The following is a 13,072-nucleotide window of genomic DNA, read 5'->3' as shown; positions in this document are numbered from 1 at the left end:
TTGCCATTTGTGTTCTCCCAGTACTACACCCATACAACCCCGGGGCTTTTCGCATGCGCCTCGGGGTTCATGTGCGCCAACACTACCCAGGCGGGGAGCCGAGTGCCATCACCACCCCCGCGCCGACTCGTGAATTCCCGTCCCCTCAGGTGCCGTTGAGGGCGTAGCTGCGGAAGGTTGCCAGCAGCGGCAGCACCTCGGTCTTGCTGGGGTCCTCGGTGACAGCCCGCATCGCGTCGATCACGGTGTGGGCGATGATCTTCGTCACCGAGAGGTCCTCCGCCGGGGCGAGGGTGCCCCAGGCCTTCAGGGTCTGCGTCAGCAGGGCGCTCATCCGGGCGCCGATGTTGGAGCTGACGGCGTCGGAGATCTCGGCGATCTCCTCGTCGCTCATGGTGGCGCGCAGCCCGAAGGCGAGCGCCATCAGGGTGTCCATGGCGTGCTCGCCGTACGCGGCGACCAGTGCCGGCAGCGGCCGTTCACCGGTGCCGCCCGCCGCCAGGGCGAACAGCGCCTCGTCGTCGTCCTTCCACGCCGCCTCCAGGGCGGCCAAGGCCCGCAGGGCCTCGTCTGCGGTGAGCCCGTCTGTCATGGAAAGAACGGTATTGAGCCGTCCCGGCTTCCGACAGGGGCGGAAGCCGGGATCACCCCTTCGAGCGAAGCGGGGTCGAATCGGGCCGGTGGACGTGCGCGAAGTGCTCCGCGTCCCAGCTGCCGCCCAGCTCAGAGGCCAGCGAGGCGTACGCGAGGGTGGCGAAGTCCTCGGCGCGGCCCGTTCGTTCCGGCAGGGCGCCGAGCAGGGGGGCGCCGGCGGAGCGGGGCAGGTCGGTCCCGAGCCCGGCGGAGGCGATCAGCAGTACCTCGGCCGGAAGCCCGGCGTCGAGCACGGCCGTCACCTGGTCGGCCAGCGTGTGGCCCTCGTCGTCGTAGCGGACCGGCAACTCCAGCGAGTCCGCAGCCGAAGGCCAGGCCCTGCACCAGGCGGTCGAAGGCGCCTGCTTCGCTGAAGCGTCTGACAAATCGGCCTCGGACGCTGGAAACTGACGGTCAGGTCAACTCCAAGCGCGAGAGTGCGCAGGCCGAGTGACAGGAGAGGCAGTCATGGCACTACGGTTCGTGGGGATCGACCCGGAGACGGGCAAGGACCAGAGTCCGACCGTCTGGGTGGATGACGAGTCCGGGGACTTGGTCGTGCAGACCTATGCGGCCGACGAGACCTTGATCGGGAAGGCCCTTGAGGCCGGGCACGGACCCGGCCACGACAACTCGATCCCCGACAGCGAAGTGGTGGTTCGAATTCCGCACCGGATGGTGCCGATCCTCAGGAGGGCATGCGATGCCGCAGAAGGTTCCGAGCTTCTATGAGCTCTTGGACGCCGCCGAGCACTCGGCCGTCCACCTGGAGATGCGGGACCAGTACGGCATCACGGAGGAGTCCGACGAGATCGCCCGGTGGCAGCGCGGCGAAGCCGTCGACGTGGATCCCGACTCGGAGTACTGGCAGGACTGGACCGAGGCCGTGCGCCGCTCGGTCGCGCGTGGCGTCGTCGTCCGGCGGGCGCGGATCGTGTCGGAGCCGGTGACGACCTACATCCGCTACGAGCACCACATCACCCAGGTGAACGTGGCTGCCGGTGAACGGGTCCGCTGGCTCCCGCGAAGCCAGGCGTCGGACCTCACCCTCCCCGGCAACGACTTCTGGCTGTTCGACGGAAAGCTGGTGCGTTTCAACCTGTTCGACGGATACGGGAGGGGGTTGGGGCCGCAGCACTCCGACGACGCCGACCTGGCGAGGCTCTGCGCCTCGGCCTTCGAGGCTGTCTGGGAACGGGCCGTCGACCACGAGAAGTACACCGTCTGAGCCCGATCGACAGACCACCGGGTCATGCCACTCTCTCCGTCGTCAAGCGCCCAGAACGCCCGCGAGACCATCGCCGCCCGCCTGAAGGAACTGCGAAGGGACGCCGGACTGTCGGGACACGGCCTGGCTCTTCTCCTGGGGTGGAGCGAGTCGAAAGTCTCGCGGATCGCCAATGCCAGGACTCCGCCGTCCGATGCGGACATCCGCGAGTGGTGCGAGGCGTGCGGCGTCGTGCATCTGGCCGCGGATCTGGTGGTCGCGAACCGCCAGGCGGGCGAGATGTACGTGGAGTGGAAGCGGCTGCACCGGACCGGGATGAAGCACGCCCAGGAGATGGTTCTTCCCGTGCTGGACCGTAGCCGCCAGATCCGCGTCTACTGCTCGAATGTCGTTCCGGGGATGCTGCAGCGGCGCGAATACGCGCGGGCTCTGATGGCCACCATCACCGACTTCCAGCAGACGCCGGATGACGTTGAAGCGGCTGTTGAAAGCCGTCTCCAGCGCAGTCGCTTCCTTCATGAGGGAAATCGGACCTTCGCCCTCGTGGTGGAGGAGACCGTCCTGCGGTACCTCATCGGAGGCCGCCCAGTCATGGTGGACCAACTTCGCCACCTGCTCGAGGTGATGAGCGCGACCCGGGTCAGCCTCGGCGTGATTCCCTTTACGGCACGTCGCAGGATGTGGCCCCTGGAGGCGTTCTCGATCTTCGACGACCGGCAGGTGAACGCCGAGCTCCTCTCGGCAGCCGTCACCATCACCACGCCCGGAGAGATCACGGCCTATGCCAAAGCGTTCAAGGTCCTCGCGTCGATGGCGGTGTACGGTCCGCAGGCCAGGAATCTGATCGAAGAGGCCATCGCCTCTCTCGGGTGAATTCGTGCAAGACGGTGCAAGAACGTGGCACCGCCCGTAGCCGTCTCCCTACGGTCTATCACGTACCCCCCGCCGCCACCCCACCCCACCCCACCCCACTGCACCATCCCGACCCGAGGGAGGCGCACCATGACCGTATCGACGTTGAGCTCCCCGAACACGGTGCTCGCCAACGCCGTTGAGGACGCCGTGGACGTCCTGCGGCCGCGCATCGTGGACTGCGATATCGAGAGCATCGGCTTCTCGGTGGGCACGCAGATCAACGGGCACCCGCATCTGGGAACCCACCTCGTCCAGAGTCTCGCCTTCCTCCTGGCGGAGCGGGCCCGCGACGAGTTCGGCATCGACACCAGCGTGGACTTCTGTGCGCTCGACAACTCCCCGGCCCAGACCTTCAGGGTCGACGGCCGGCGCTACCAGCGGGCCTACGCCCACACCCTGAACGCCGACGAGATCACGGCACTCCTCGCCCGGCACTACCTGCCGCTGTTCGACGCCTGCCGCGCCCGGACGAACGTGCCGTACGCGGTCACCACCTACACCCAACAGCAGGACACCCCGGCCTTCCGGGGCGAGTTCCTGCGGACGCTGGAGCTCCTGGACGCGGTCGGCAGCTGGCTGTCGCCGAACAGCGGCAGCGCGCACATCCGGCTGCCCTGCCCGGTGTGCGGCTGGGCCGAGAAACACGCCGACCGGACACGGTTGCTGGAACTGGACGAGGCCGGCGGCCTGTTCGAGGCCTTCTGCTTCGAACACGGCCGCTACGAGGCCGACATCACGCCGCTGGGCGGCGGCTACCTCGACCTGGCCACCCTCTACCGCAACGTCGTCAAGGAACGCTCCTACCGGCCCGGCGACCGCACGCTCCACGTCATGGTCAAGGGCGGCGACTGGGCCTTCGGGTGCCAGCTCGTCGACGGCGCACACGCCGCCCTCGGCCTGTCGTGCGGCCCTCTGCCCGTCCGGATCTTCACCCCCCAGATCCTCGGCAGCGACGGCGGCAAGCTCTCCAAGAGCCTGCTGCGCGAAACCGCCGAAGCCGGGCCCGCCACCCGGGACGAGACCACCCCCGCGTGGCTGCTCGACCCCTCGGAGTGGCCCGGAACCCAGGAGGACTACGTCGAAGCGCTGACGGGTCTCGGCGAACTCGTGCTGAGCGACCCCAGGCACTTCTTCCGGTCCTACACCACAACCGCATTGGAAGCCCTGATGAGCACCCGCCGGCCCGCCACGCACGACTCCCGGGCGATGCGCCCCCGCAACATGCCGATCTACCGGCAGTACTTCGACCTCATCGCCAGTGGCGAGAAGACCGTCGAGGTCCGCGTCGCCTACGAGTCGATGAAGCGGATCAGGGTCGGGGACCGGATCAACTTCACCTGCCGCGAGTCGAGTTGCCTGACCCGGGTCACCCGGATCGGGAAGTACCGCACCTTCGAGGAGATGTTCGGCACCGAGCGGGTGGAGTCCGTGAACCCGAGGGCGACCGAGGCCGAACAGCTCGAAGCGATCCACGCCATCTTCCCGCCCCACAAGGAAGGGCTGGGCGTGCTCACCTTCGAGATCGAGCGGGTGGACCCCGAGTGAGCCCGACCCGCCGCAACGTTCTGGTGATCTGCAAGGGCAACCACTGCCGGTCGCCGATCGCCGCGCTGATCATCGCCGAGCGGTCCGGCGGAACGCTCGACGTGCGCTCGGCCGGTACCCGGGACTGGCACGTCGGCAAGCCCGCCCACCCGCTCATGATCCAGGCCGCCTCCGGCTTCGGCTACGACCTGAGCGAGCACCGTGGGGCCGTCCTCGACCGGCACCTGATCAGTTGGGCGGACGATCTGGTCGCCATGGACGAGGAGACCGCCGACACCGTCCGGGCCCTCGTCGGCCCGGACCGGCCGGTGCACGTCCTCGGCTCCGGCATCTCCGACCCCTGGGGCGGCGGCCTGGACGACTTTGCCCGGGCGGTGGCGGAGATCCAGGACGCCACGAGGCTGTTCTACGCCGCTTAGTGGTACCACAGGTTCCGGCCGCTCCCGACGCTGGTCGCCGCCAGGGCGGCCAAGGCCCGCAGGGCTCGTCTGCGGTGAGCCCGTCTGTCATGGAAGGAAGGGCACTGGGCCGATAACCGCACCGTGAAGGGCTCCGGGATCGGCCTCACACCCTCGACGAAGCCCGGCCTACTCGGGCCGGTGGACGTGTGCGAAGTGCTCGGCATTCCAGGTGCCGCCGAGTGCGGGGGCGAGTGCGGTGACGGCGAGGGCGGCGAAGTCCTCGACACCGCCTGCTCGTTCCGGCAGGGCGCCGAGCAGGGGGGCGCCGGCGGAGCGGGGCAGGTCGGCCAGGTTGCAGCGCTCGGCGAGGCCGGGCTCGGCGGGCCAGGAGCCGACGAGCACGCCCGCGAGCGGCAGGCCCCGGGCCGCCAGGGCCTCCGCGGTGAGGGAGACGATGTTGAGCGTCCCGAGCCCGGCCGAGGCGATCAGCAGGACCTCGGCCGGAAGCCCGGCGTCGAGCACCGCCCGGGCCTGGTCGGCGAGCGTGCGGCCCTCGTCGTCGTAGCGGACCAGCAGTCCGCCCGCGCCTTCCACCAGGACCAGGTCGTGTGTGGAAGCCAGCTCGGCGACCTCGGACACCACCTCGGCGGGGGAGAGGTACGGCATCCCGGCCCGTCGGGCGGCGGTGTCGGGCGCCAGCGGCTCGGGGTAGCGCACCAGCTCACGGATGGTCAGCTCGCCCGCCAGGCGCAGGACTTCGGCGGCGTCGCCGGGCTCGTCGGCCGTCACGCCGGTCTGCCCGGGCTTGAGCACGGCGACCTTCCGTCCGGCCCGCAGCGCCGCCGAGGCGACGGCGGCCGTGGCGACGGTCTTGCCGACGTCCGTGTTGGTCCCCGTCACGAAGAGGATCCGCGCGCTCATCCCTTCACCGCCGCGGCGGTCACGGCGGCAGCGATCCGTGCCACGTCCTCGTCCTCCGTCACATAGGGGGGCATCGTGTAGATCAGATCCCGGAAGGGCCGCAGCCACACGCCTTCGCGCGCCGCCGCCTCGGTGGCCGCCGGGACGTACACCGGGTGGTCCAACTGCACGACGCCGATGGCCCCTTGGACCCGTACGTCGAGTACGCCGGGGACGTCCGCGGCCGCCGCGAGACCCTCGGTCAGCCCGGTCTCGATCCGCTTGACCTCCGTCGACCAGTCCTGCCCGAGCAGCAGCTCCAGCGAGGCGTTGGCGACCGCGCAGGCCAGCGGGTTGCCCATGAACGTGGGCCCGTGCGCGAGCACCGGCACCTCGCCGCGGCTGATCCCGTCCGCGACCTCGCCGGTGCACAGGGCGGCGGCCAGCGTCAGGTAGCCGCCGGTCAGTGCCTTGCCCAGGCACATCACGTCCGGCGAGACCCCCGCGTGGTCGGCGGCGAACAGGGCGCCGCTGCGCCCGAAGCCGGTGGCGATCTCGTCGAAGACCAGCAACACCCCGTAGCGGTCGCACAGTTCGCGCAGCATCCGCAGGTAGGCGGGGGAGTGGAAGCGCATCCCGCCCGCGCCCTGGACCACCGGCTCGACGATGACGGCGGCCAGCTCGTCGGCGTGACGCGCCATCAACTCCTCGAACCGCGCGGCGTATTCGGGGTCGATCGGAGCATCGAACCCGGCCGGCGGCTCCGGGGCGAACAGCTGGCCGGGCAGCACCCCGCCCCACAGGTGGTGCATCCCGCCGTCCGGGTCGCACACCGACATCGGGTGGAAGGTGTCCCCGTGGTAGCCGCCGCGCCAGGTGAGCAGCCGGCGCTTGGCCGGCCGCCCGGTGGACTGCCAGTACTGGAGGCACATCTTCATCGCGACCTCGACGGCCACCGAGCCCGAGTCGGCGAGGAAGACGTGCCGCAGCGGCTCCGGGGTGATCTCCACCAGCCTGGCGGCCAGCCGGACGGCGGGCTCGTGGGTGAGCCCGCCGAACATCACATGGCTCATCCGCCCCAGCTGCTCGCGCACCGCCTCGTCCAGCACCGGGTGCCGGTAGCCGTGGATCGCCGCCCACCAGGACGACATCCCGTCGACCAGCTCGCGCCGCCCGCCCGCGACCGGCTCGGCCAGGCGCAGCCGCACCCCGGTGGCGGACTCGACCACGTACGGGGTGACGGTCCCGGGCATCGGCCCGTACGGGTGCCACACATGGGCGCGGTCGAGGGCGAGCAGGTCGGCTGCGGACGGCTGGAGCATGGTGCGTTCTCCGGAGGGTCGGAACTGTCAGGCGTTGGGCGCGAGTTCGGTGCCGGCGCCGCGGCGGCGGACCTTGACGAGGTCGCTGCGGAGCTCGTCCTCGGCGCCGGATTCGGCGACGGCCGCCGGGGAGACGGCCTCCGAGGGGACGGCCTCCGGGGCGGAGGCGTCCGAGGTGTGGGCGTGTCCGCCGCACGGCCCGCAGCCGCCGCCGCTGCCGCAGGCCGAGGCCGCGGTGCCGCAGCCGCCGCCCGCCCGGTCTGCCTCGGCGACGTCCGCGCGGTGGCGCGGCAGGGTGGCCTCGCCGGCGCCCTCGACCTCGAAGCCGGCGTCCTTGATCATGTCGAGGTCGGTCTGCCCGGCCTGGCCCTCGCTGGTCAGGTAGTCGCCGAGGAAGATGGAGTTGGCGATGTGCAGGCCGAGCGGCTGCATCGAGCGCAGGTGCACCTCGCGCCCGCCGGCGATCCGCACCTCGGTGTCCGGGTTGACGAAGCGGACCATCGCCAGGATGCGCAGGCAGCGCTGCGGGGTGAGGTTCCACTCCTTGGCGAGCGGGGTGCCCTCGAACGGGATGAGGAAGTTGACCGGGACGGAGTCCGAGCCCAGGTCGCGCAGGGCGAAGACGACGTCGACCAGGTCCTCGTCGCTCTCGCCCATGCCGGCGATCAGGCCGGAGCAGGCGGACAGGCCCGCGCCGTGGGCCTTCTGGACGGTGTCCACCCGGTCCGCGTAGGTGTGGGTCTTGGTGATGGTCCCGTAGGTGCCCTCGGAGGTGTTGAGGTTGTGGTTGTAGGCGTCGGCGCCCGCCGCCTTGAGCCGCTCCGCCTGGTTGTCGGAGAGCAGGCCGAGGCAGACGCAGATCTCGACCTCGGGGTCGGCGTCCTTGATGGCGGCCATGGTGTCGGTGACCCGGTCGATGTCGCGGTCCGTCGGACCGCGGCCGCTGGCGACCAGACAGACCCGCTTGGCGCCGCCGGCCACCCCGGCGCGGGCCGCGTCGGCGGCCTGGTCGGGCTTGAGCCAGGTGTACTTGAGGATCTCGGCCTTGGACCCGAGCCGCTGCGAGCAGTACGAGCAGTCCTCCGGGCAGAGCCCGCTCTTCAGGTTCACCAGGTAGTTGAGCTTGACCCGGCGGCCGAACCAGCGGCGGCGCACCTTGCCGGCCGCGGCGACCACGTCGAGCAGCTCGTCGTCGGTGGTGGCGAGGACGGCCAGGGCCTCCTCGCGGGTCGGGACTTCGCCGCGCAGGCCCTTGGCGGTGAGGGTATCGAGCAGATCCATGGGGCCGATCCTGCCTGGTGGTGATCGAGCGGCGCCAGAGCAAACCCGCCAGAAGATCGGTGTGAGGATGTGCCGATTGCCACAGTGTCGAAGGTCACGGCTCCGCCGCTGGTCACGCGCTTGACGCGAGGTCGGGCCAGAGGTTACCGGTGGGTAGGGAATCGGTGGTGAACAGGCGGCGAGGGTGGCGCCGGGCCGGTGGCCGAGAGCCGCGGCGGACGATGATCCACAACCCCCGACCCCGTGATCCACGCCACCCCCGTGATGCTTAGAATCTGCGCCATGACCACGCAGGGGGAGCGCACCCCGACTCCGGGAGAAGGCCGGGAAGGCCGGGCAGAGCAGCGGGTCGGCGGCGACGCCGGCACCGATGGGGGGACGGACCGCAGGCGGGGCCGTCGGCTGACGGTCCGTCGAACGGCCGGGTGGATCGTCGTCGTCGGGGTGGTCGCGGCCGGGGGATGGATCATCACCCGCCCGATGCCCGGCGACTACATACCCGGGCTCGGCCCGTCCAGCAAGGACGCGACCGCGACGCCGAAGGTGGTCGGCGCCCCGCCGCCGCGCACCGACCCCGAAGCCCTCAACGTCGACAACCTCTTCCCCGCCCAGCGGCCCGTCGAGGTCGGCGCCTTCAAGGCGCGGCGCAACGGCGTCCGGCAGGGCGAGAACTGCGCCGAAGTGCTCCAGGACCGCGCCCAGGACCCGCTCAAGGACACCGGCTGCCAGAGCTACCTGACCGTCAGCTTCAGCGGCCAGGACCGCCCGGTGCTCAGCAGCGTCACCCTGCTGCGCTTCCCCGACCAGCCCTCCGCCGCCAGGGCCGCCGACGCCCTGCGGGCCAAGCCCGGCGCGGTCGCTTTCATCCTCGCCGACACCACCACCGCCCCCGCCCAGCCGCCCGGCGGCGCCCGGACGGGCGGCGAGCCGCGGATCGAGGCGGTCGGGCACTACGTGACCGTCACCAGCTCGCGCTCGGGCGACGGCCGGCCGGCGGCCACCACCCCCGGCGGCACCGGGGCGCCGGCCACGCCGCTCCCGGGGGCCACCGGCACGGCGCCCAGCAGCGAACAGGCCCTGGACGAGGCCACCCGCGCGCTCTCCTACGCGGCGGGCTCGCCGTTCGCCTGGATGTGACGGCGGCCTGACGGCGGCCCGATGACGAATCCCCCCGGAAGCCGCGGCCTCCGGGGGGATTCGTCATCGTCAGGACCGGATCCGTGACCGGATCCGTGACCGGGCCGGTGACCGGACCGGGATCCGGCTCAGCCGCCGAGCCGGTCCACCGCGGTCACCCGCAGCACCGCCCGGCCCTCCTCGTCCGAGCCGTACAGGTCGACCTCGGCGCTGATGCCCCAGTCGTGGTCGCCCTCCGGGTCGTCGAAGATCTGCCGGACCCGCCAGGAGGAGTCCTCCTCCTCGATGATCAGCATCTTGGGGCCGCGCGCGTCCGGGCCGGTGCCGAGGTCGTCGTACTCCTCCCAGTACCCGTCCATGGCGTCCGCCCAGCGGTCCGCGTCCCAGCCGTACTCGCCGTCCAGCTCGGCGAGCTCCTCGTAGTGCTCCAGCGCGCACAGCTCGACCCGGCGGAACATCTCGTTGCGCACCAGGACGCGGAAGGCGCGGGCGTTGGCGGTGACCGGCGCCGGCTTGTCGTCCAGCCGCACCTCGGCGGTGGCCGCCTCGGTCGGGTTGGCCAGCTGCTCCCACTCGTCCAGCAGGCTGGAGTCGACCTGGCGGACCAGCTCGCCGAGCCAGGCGATGACGTCCTTGAGGTCGTCGGTCTTCACGTCCTCGGGGACGGTCTGCTCCAGCGCCTTGAACGCGCCGGCCAGGTAGCGCAGCACGATGCCCTCGGTACGGGCCAGCTCGTAGAAGCCGACGTAGTCCGAGAAGGTCATCGCCCGCTCGTACAGGTCGCGGACCACCGACTTCGGCTGCAGCTGGTGGTCGCCGATCCACGGGTGCGCCCGGCGGTACACCTCGTAGGCGTGGGTGAGCAGCTCCTCCAGCGGCTTCGGGTAGGTGATCTCCTGGAGCCGCTCCATCCGCTCCTCGTACTCGATGCCGTCCCGCTTCATCTCGCCGACGGCCTCGCCGCGCGCCTTGTTCTGCTGGGCGGCGAGGATCTGGCGCGGGTCGTCGAGGGTCGCCTCGACGACCGAGATCACGTCCATCGCGTACGAGGGAGAGGTCGGGTCGAGCAGCTCGAAGGCGGCCAGCGCGAAGGTGGACAGCGGCTGGTTGAGCGCGAAGTTCTCCTGGAGGTCCAGGGTGAGGCGGACGATCCGGCCCTCGGAGTCAGGCTCCGGCAGCCGCTCCACCACGCCGCCCTCCAGCAGCGAACGGTAGATGGCGATCGTGGTGCGGATGTGCCGGCGCTGCGCGGCCCGGTCCTCGTGGTTGTCGGTCAGCAGCTTGCGCATCGCCTCGAAGGCGTTGCCCGGGCGGCCGATCACCGACAGCAGCATCGCGTGGCTCACCTTGAACCGGGAGACCAGCGGCTCCGGGTCGGCGCCGATCAGCCTCTCGAAGGTCTCCTCGGTCCAGCCGACGAAGCCCTCCGGCGCCTTCTTGCGGACCACCTTGCGCTTCTTCTTCGGGTCGTCCCCGGCCTTGGCGATCGCCTTGTCGTTCTCGATCACGTGCTCCGGCGCCTGCGCCACCACCTGGCCGACGGTGTCGAAGCCGGCCCGGCCGGCCCGGCCGGCGATCTGGTGGAACTCGCGGGCGCGCAGGATGCGCACGCGCTGCCCGTCGTACTTGGACAGGGCGGTGAACAGCACCGTGCGGATCGGCACATTGACGCCGACGCCGAGCGTGTCGGTACCGCAGATGACCTTCAACAGGCCCGCCTGGGCGAGGCGTTCGACCAGCCGGCGGTACTTCGGCAGCATGCCCGCGTGGTGCACGCCGATGCCGTGACGCACGAAACGGGACAGGTTGCGGCCGAACTTGGTGGTGAAGCGGAAGCCGCCGATCAGATCGGCGATGGCCTCCTTCTCCGCCTTCGAGCACATGTTGATGCTCATCAGCGACTGGGCCCGCTCCACCGCCTCCTTCTGGGTGAAGTGCACGACGTAGACCGGCGCCTGGCCGGTCTGCAGCAGCTCCTCCAGGGTGTCGTGCATCGAGGTGCGGCGGTACTCGTAGAACAGCGGCACCGGGCGGGTCGCGTTGCGCACCACCGTGGTCGGACGGCCCGTGCGGCGGGTCAGGTCCTCCTCGAAGCGGCGGACATCGCCGAGCGTCGCGGACATCAGCAGGAACTGCGCCTGCGGCAGCTCCAGCAGCGGGATCTGCCAGGCCCAGCCGCGGTCCGGCTCGGCGTAGAAGTGGAACTCGTCCATGACCACCTGGCCGATGTCCGCCCGGCCGCCGTCGCGCAGCGCGATCTGGGCCAGCACCTCGGCGGTGCAGCAGATGATCGGCGCGGTCGGGTTCACGCTCGCGTCGCCGGTCATCATGCCGACCTGCTCGGTGCCGAACATCTTCACCAGGTCGAAGAACTTCTCCGACACCAGCGCCTTGATCGGGGCGGTGTAGAACGTCCGCTGCCCGTCCGCCAGCGCCGCGAAGTGCGCCCCCGCCGCCACCAGGCTCTTGCCCGACCCGGTCGGCGTCGCCAGGATCACGTTGTTCCCCGACACCAGCTCGATCAGCGCCTCCTCCTGCGCCGGGTACAGGGTGATCCCCCGATCCTCCGCCCAGGCTGCGAACGTCTCGTACAGCGCGTCGGGGGTGGCGGGCTTCGGCATCAGATCAAGGAGGGTCACCCGGCTATCTTGCCTGCTCGCCGCCACCCCCGGCAAAGCCCGGGGCCGCGACGGGCCGGTCGGGAGGCCGTCAGAACGGTGCGGCGGGCGCCCGCGCGGCCAGCTGCGGGTCGTTCGTGCAGCCCCGGGCGCGGACCAGCTCCCTCGCGGTGCGCAGTGCGGCGGCGATACGGATCCGGCGGACCTCGGTGACGGGGGTGTCCGAGGACCAGCGGTCGCCGGTGATCGTGACCAGGCGGTACGGCCGGCCGGAGGGCTGCCCGAGCACCGCAGCGCCGAGCGCGATCGGCAGGACACGACGTCGGCGCGGGCGCTCAGCCACCGGCCTTCCCCTTCGACAGCTCCGGCACGGCGGGGGCGGCGGCGGGCAGCTGCACCTGGTTGGTGCACCGGTACTCGGCGGCGGCGACCCGGGCGACCTTCAGCGCGGCATCGGCGTACGCCTGGCGGGCCCCGGCCGGCGAGGCGCCGTCCACCGGGTCGCCCCCGGCCTCCACGCGGACGTACGGCGGGGCCTTGAGGTCGGGGCGGTCCCCGGGCGGCACCTGGAAGTCACAGCGCACGTAGAGCCGGACGAAGTGATCCGAATCGTCGCTGGCCAGCCCCACCGCGCCGGGGCCGAAGTCCAGGTCGGCGACGGCGTGGTGCTCCCCGGTGTCCCGGGCGCGGTCGGCGTCCACCCCGTCCCAGGCGGGGTAGACCCGGACGTCGAGGAGGAAGCCGCCGGAACCGTCGTCCCCGTTCCAGACGACCCGGCAGTCGGTACTGCGGACCCGGGGCTCGTCCGGCACGGCCGGCGTCTGGAGCCGGGCCCGCGGCACGGCCTCGTACACCTTCCCGAACCGCCCGGCCAGCGGCTTCAGGTCATCGCGTGACAGCGCCGACCAGCAGGCGCTCTGCGCGATCTCCAACGACCGCCACGGCTGCCAGGCCCACAGCCCGCCCCCCACGGCGGCGGCCACCGCGAGGCCCCCGGCCAGCCACGGCAGCACCCGGGGCCGCCGCCACCACGGCGGTGGCGGCGGCGGGTCGTCGGGCGACCGCGGGATGATGTGTGCGACGTCGACCATG

At 71.4% G+C, this 13,072-nt stretch carries 14 protein-coding genes; 6 read left to right on the top strand and 8 right to left on the bottom strand.

What is annotated here, in order from left to right; all coding sequences use genetic code 11:
- Positions 1–145: 145 nt before the first annotated feature.
- A complete protein-coding gene (locus ACFWJ4_RS30785) occupies positions 146–592 on the bottom strand; it encodes a hypothetical protein (protein WP_359913369.1) in 447 nt (148 codons plus the stop codon).
- 52 nt (positions 593–644) lie between these two features.
- Positions 645–941: a hypothetical protein gene (locus ACFWJ4_RS30780; protein WP_380549698.1), complete on the bottom strand. Its 297-nt coding sequence runs from the start codon at positions 939–941 to the stop codon at positions 645–647.
- A 160-nt stretch (positions 942–1,101) separates the two neighbouring features.
- Between ACFWJ4_RS30780 and ACFWJ4_RS30775 the strand changes: the two genes are divergently transcribed.
- The 5 genes from ACFWJ4_RS30775 to ACFWJ4_RS30755 all read left to right on the top strand — a co-directional run bounded on the left by ACFWJ4_RS30775 (position 1,102) and on the right by ACFWJ4_RS30755 (position 4,740).
- Positions 1,102–1,365 carry a hypothetical protein gene (locus ACFWJ4_RS30775; RefSeq protein WP_380549695.1) on the top strand — a complete coding sequence of 88 codons (264 nt, stop codon included), beginning with the start codon at positions 1,102–1,104 and terminating at the stop codon, positions 1,363–1,365.
- On the top strand, positions 1,337–1,861 hold the full coding sequence (locus ACFWJ4_RS30770; protein WP_380549692.1) for a DUF6879 family protein: 525 nt from the start codon (positions 1,337–1,339) through the stop codon (positions 1,859–1,861). The genes ACFWJ4_RS30775 and ACFWJ4_RS30770 overlap by 29 nt, the downstream gene beginning before the upstream one ends.
- 24 nt (positions 1,862–1,885) lie before the next feature.
- On the top strand, positions 1,886–2,734 hold the full coding sequence (locus ACFWJ4_RS30765; RefSeq protein WP_380549689.1) for a helix-turn-helix domain-containing protein: 849 nt from the start codon (positions 1,886–1,888) through the stop codon (positions 2,732–2,734).
- A 129-nt stretch (positions 2,735–2,863) separates the two neighbouring features.
- A complete protein-coding gene (locus ACFWJ4_RS30760) occupies positions 2,864–4,321 on the top strand; it encodes an ASCH domain-containing protein (RefSeq protein WP_380549686.1) in 1,458 nt (485 codons plus the stop codon).
- Positions 4,318–4,740: a low molecular weight phosphotyrosine protein phosphatase gene (locus ACFWJ4_RS30755; RefSeq protein ID WP_380549683.1), complete on the top strand. Its 423-nt coding sequence runs from the start codon at positions 4,318–4,320 to the stop codon at positions 4,738–4,740. Before ACFWJ4_RS30760 ends, ACFWJ4_RS30755 begins: the two co-directional genes overlap by 4 nt.
- Before the next feature lie 168 nt (positions 4,741–4,908).
- Here the strand turns inward: ACFWJ4_RS30755 and bioD are convergent, their stop codons facing one another.
- From bioD to bioB, 3 genes are read right to left on the bottom strand one after another with little or no spacing between them, the layout of a single operon-like run.
- The gene (gene bioD, locus ACFWJ4_RS30750; RefSeq protein ID WP_380549680.1) at positions 4,909–5,643 is read right to left on the bottom strand and encodes a dethiobiotin synthase; all 735 of its coding nucleotides are present in this window, start codon (positions 5,641–5,643) and stop codon (positions 4,909–4,911) included.
- The gene (locus tag ACFWJ4_RS30745) at positions 5,640–6,944 is read right to left on the bottom strand and encodes an adenosylmethionine--8-amino-7-oxononanoate transaminase (protein WP_380549677.1); all 1,305 of its coding nucleotides are present in this window, start codon (positions 6,942–6,944) and stop codon (positions 5,640–5,642) included. The genes bioD and ACFWJ4_RS30745 overlap by 4 nt, the downstream gene beginning before the upstream one ends.
- 27 nt (positions 6,945–6,971) lie before the next feature.
- The gene (gene bioB / locus ACFWJ4_RS30740; RefSeq protein ID WP_380549675.1) at positions 6,972–8,225 is read right to left on the bottom strand and encodes a biotin synthase BioB; all 1,254 of its coding nucleotides are present in this window, start codon (positions 8,223–8,225) and stop codon (positions 6,972–6,974) included.
- Between the two features lie 282 nt (positions 8,226–8,507).
- Here bioB and ACFWJ4_RS30735 point away from each other — a divergent pair, with 282 nt between their 5' ends.
- Entirely contained in the window at positions 8,508–9,362 is an 855-nt protein-coding gene (locus ACFWJ4_RS30735; protein ID WP_380549672.1) for a hypothetical protein, read from the top strand.
- Between the two features lie 128 nt (positions 9,363–9,490).
- Here ACFWJ4_RS30735 and ACFWJ4_RS30730 read toward each other — a convergent pair whose 3' ends face one another.
- The 3 genes from ACFWJ4_RS30730 to ACFWJ4_RS30720 form a co-directional block, all read right to left on the bottom strand.
- Positions 9,491–11,983 (bottom strand): DEAD/DEAH box helicase, encoded by a 2,493-nt coding sequence (locus ACFWJ4_RS30730; RefSeq protein ID WP_380549701.1) that lies wholly within the window; start codon positions 11,981–11,983, stop codon positions 9,491–9,493.
- A gap of 88 nt (positions 11,984–12,071) precedes the next feature.
- Positions 12,072–12,323 carry a hypothetical protein gene (locus ACFWJ4_RS30725; RefSeq protein ID WP_380549670.1) on the bottom strand — a complete coding sequence of 84 codons (252 nt, stop codon included), beginning with the start codon at positions 12,321–12,323 and terminating at the stop codon, positions 12,072–12,074.
- Positions 12,316–13,071 (bottom strand): hypothetical protein, encoded by a 756-nt coding sequence (locus ACFWJ4_RS30720; RefSeq protein ID WP_359913335.1) that lies wholly within the window; start codon positions 13,069–13,071, stop codon positions 12,316–12,318. Before ACFWJ4_RS30720 ends, ACFWJ4_RS30725 begins: the two co-directional genes overlap by 8 nt.
- Position 13,072: the final 1 nt, after the last annotated feature.

Origin of the sequence: Kitasatospora sp. NPDC127067 (assembly GCF_042724755.1) — a bacterium.
In the GTDB taxonomy this organism is placed as follows: Bacteria; Actinomycetota; Actinomycetes; order Streptomycetales; family Streptomycetaceae; genus Kitasatospora; species Kitasatospora lactacystinica.
The sequence above is the reverse complement of the archived record's forward strand: the minus strand, read 5'-3'. Positions and strand labels throughout refer to the sequence as shown.

Bases quoted from the DNA above. Each gene is read 5' to 3' on its own strand.
- ACFWJ4_RS30785 (WP_359913369.1), bottom strand. From the start codon at position 592: ATGACAGACGGGCTCACCGCAGACGAGGCCCTGCGGGCCTTGGCCGCC.
- bioB (WP_380549675.1), bottom strand. From the start codon at position 8,225: ATGGATCTGCTCGATACCCTCACCGCCAAGGGCCTGCGCGGCGAAGTC.
- ACFWJ4_RS30760 (WP_380549686.1), top strand. From the start codon at position 2,864: ATGACCGTATCGACGTTGAGCTCCCCGAACACGGTGCTCGCCAACGCC.
- ACFWJ4_RS30735 (WP_380549672.1), top strand. From the start codon at position 8,508: ATGACCACGCAGGGGGAGCGCACCCCGACTCCGGGAGAAGGCCGGGAA.
- ACFWJ4_RS30720 (WP_359913335.1), bottom strand. From the start codon at position 13,071: ATGGTCGACGTCGCACACATCATCCCGCGGTCGCCCGACGACCCGCCG.
- bioD (WP_380549680.1), bottom strand. From the start codon at position 5,643: ATGAGCGCGCGGATCCTCTTCGTGACGGGGACCAACACGGACGTCGGC.
- ACFWJ4_RS30765 (WP_380549689.1), top strand. From the start codon at position 1,886: ATGCCACTCTCTCCGTCGTCAAGCGCCCAGAACGCCCGCGAGACCATC.
- ACFWJ4_RS30730 (WP_380549701.1), bottom strand. From the start codon at position 11,983: ATGCCGAAGCCCGCCACCCCCGACGCGCTGTACGAGACGTTCGCAGCC.
- ACFWJ4_RS30770 (WP_380549692.1), top strand. From the start codon at position 1,337: ATGCCGCAGAAGGTTCCGAGCTTCTATGAGCTCTTGGACGCCGCCGAG.
- ACFWJ4_RS30775 (WP_380549695.1), top strand. From the start codon at position 1,102: ATGGCACTACGGTTCGTGGGGATCGACCCGGAGACGGGCAAGGACCAG.
- ACFWJ4_RS30745 (WP_380549677.1), bottom strand. From the start codon at position 6,944: ATGCTCCAGCCGTCCGCAGCCGACCTGCTCGCCCTCGACCGCGCCCAT.